This window comes from Pseudomonas sp. NPDC087598, assembly GCF_044743525.1.
GTDB lineage: Bacteria > Pseudomonadota > Gammaproteobacteria > Pseudomonadales > Pseudomonadaceae > Aquipseudomonas.
Genome location: NZ_JBIUWQ010000159.1, coordinates 1 through 1215 on the forward strand (window position 1 = coordinate 1; position 1215 = coordinate 1215).

The following is a 1215-nucleotide window of genomic DNA, read 5'->3' on the forward strand; positions in this document are numbered from 1 at the left end:
CCCCAAACACCCCCCGTCTGGAAGATTGGGGCCGTCGTCAACTGGCCTACGCAATCAACAATGTTCACAAGGCTCACTACGTGATGCTGAACGTTGAGTGCACTGGCAAGGCCCTGGCCGAGCTGGAAGACAACTTCCGCTACAACGATGCAGTGATCCGTAACCTGGTCATCCGTCGCGAAGAAGCCGTTACCGGCCAATCCGAGATGCTCAAGGCTGAAGAAAACCGCAGTGAGCGCCGTGAGCGTCGCGACCGTCCTGATCACGAAGGTGCTGAAAGCGCTGATAGTGATGACAGCGACAACAGCGATAACGCTGACGAGTAATCCACGGACCTTATTAAGGAGCCTATCAAATGGCACGTTTCTTCCGTCGTCGTAAATTCTGCCGCTTCACCGCTGAAGACGTGAAAGAGATCGATTACAAAGATCTCAACACTCTGAAAGCCTACGTATCCGAGACCGGCAAAATCGTTCCAAGCCGCATCACCGGTACCAAAGCTCGTTATCAGCGTCAGCTGGCCACCGCTATCAAGCGCGCCCGCTTCCTGGCCCTGCTGGCCTACACCGACAGCCACGGCCGCTGAGACCGGGCAGTCGACAAGTAGCAAAGGATTGAATGCATGCGTGCCTTAGCTGAGTTCATCATGCGAGGCCGTATGCAGGCCACTCTCGTGGTGGCCGGATGTGCAACATTACCGTTGTTGTATTGGTTGGGTGCTGCCGCCGGGAGTCTTGTACTTCTGCGGCGCGGATTGACGGGCGCCCTTGGCGTTCTGTCCCTGGGGCTGCTGCCGGCATTGATCTGGTGGCTGTATGCCGATGATCCACGGGCACTTCTGGTGCTGCTGGGGTCTTCGGGACTTGCGTTGGTTTTGCGCGCAAGTGAATCCTGGGTCCGCACGCTGCTGGTCAGCGTAGTGATTGGAGTGGTGTTTTCAGTGGTGCTCGGGGCGGCGTTTGCCGCCCAGATCGAGATGCTTGCGCAGGCCCTTATAAAGGTCATGCCAGCGCTTCTCGGTGAGACCTACAAGCAATTGTCGGTCGAAGAGCAAGCGCGTTTCGCGTCCCTGATTGCACCGGTCCTGACCGGACTGATTGCGGCTTTGTTGCAGATCGTCAGCGTGCTGAGCCTGATTGTCGGGCGTCATTGGCAGGCGTTGTTGTACAACCCGGGTGGTTTTGGTCGCGAGTTTCGCGCCATCCGGATCCCGCT

General features: G+C 57.6%; 3 protein-coding genes. All 3 read left to right on the plus strand.

Annotation, left to right across the window (positions count from 1 at the left end; translation table 11 throughout):
- Positions 1-326: 30S ribosomal protein S6 (gene rpsF, locus ACIOWE_RS30235; protein ID WP_401398632.1), on the plus strand; the 326-nt coding region annotated here is incomplete at its 5' end.
- Between the two features lie 29 nt (positions 327-355).
- Positions 356-586, plus strand: a complete 231-nt coding sequence (rpsR, locus tag ACIOWE_RS30240) for a 30S ribosomal protein S18 (protein ID WP_002551829.1) — start codon at positions 356-358, stop codon at positions 584-586.
- A 36-nt stretch (positions 587-622) separates the two neighbouring features.
- A partial coding sequence (locus ACIOWE_RS30245) for a hypothetical protein (protein WP_401398634.1) occupies positions 623-1215 on the plus strand: 593 nt, incomplete at its 3' end.

Excerpts from the sequence above, each read along its gene's own strand:
- rpsR (WP_002551829.1), top strand. The coding sequence starts at position 356 with ATGGCACGTTTCTTCCGTCGTCGTAAATTCTGCCGCTTCACCGCTGAA.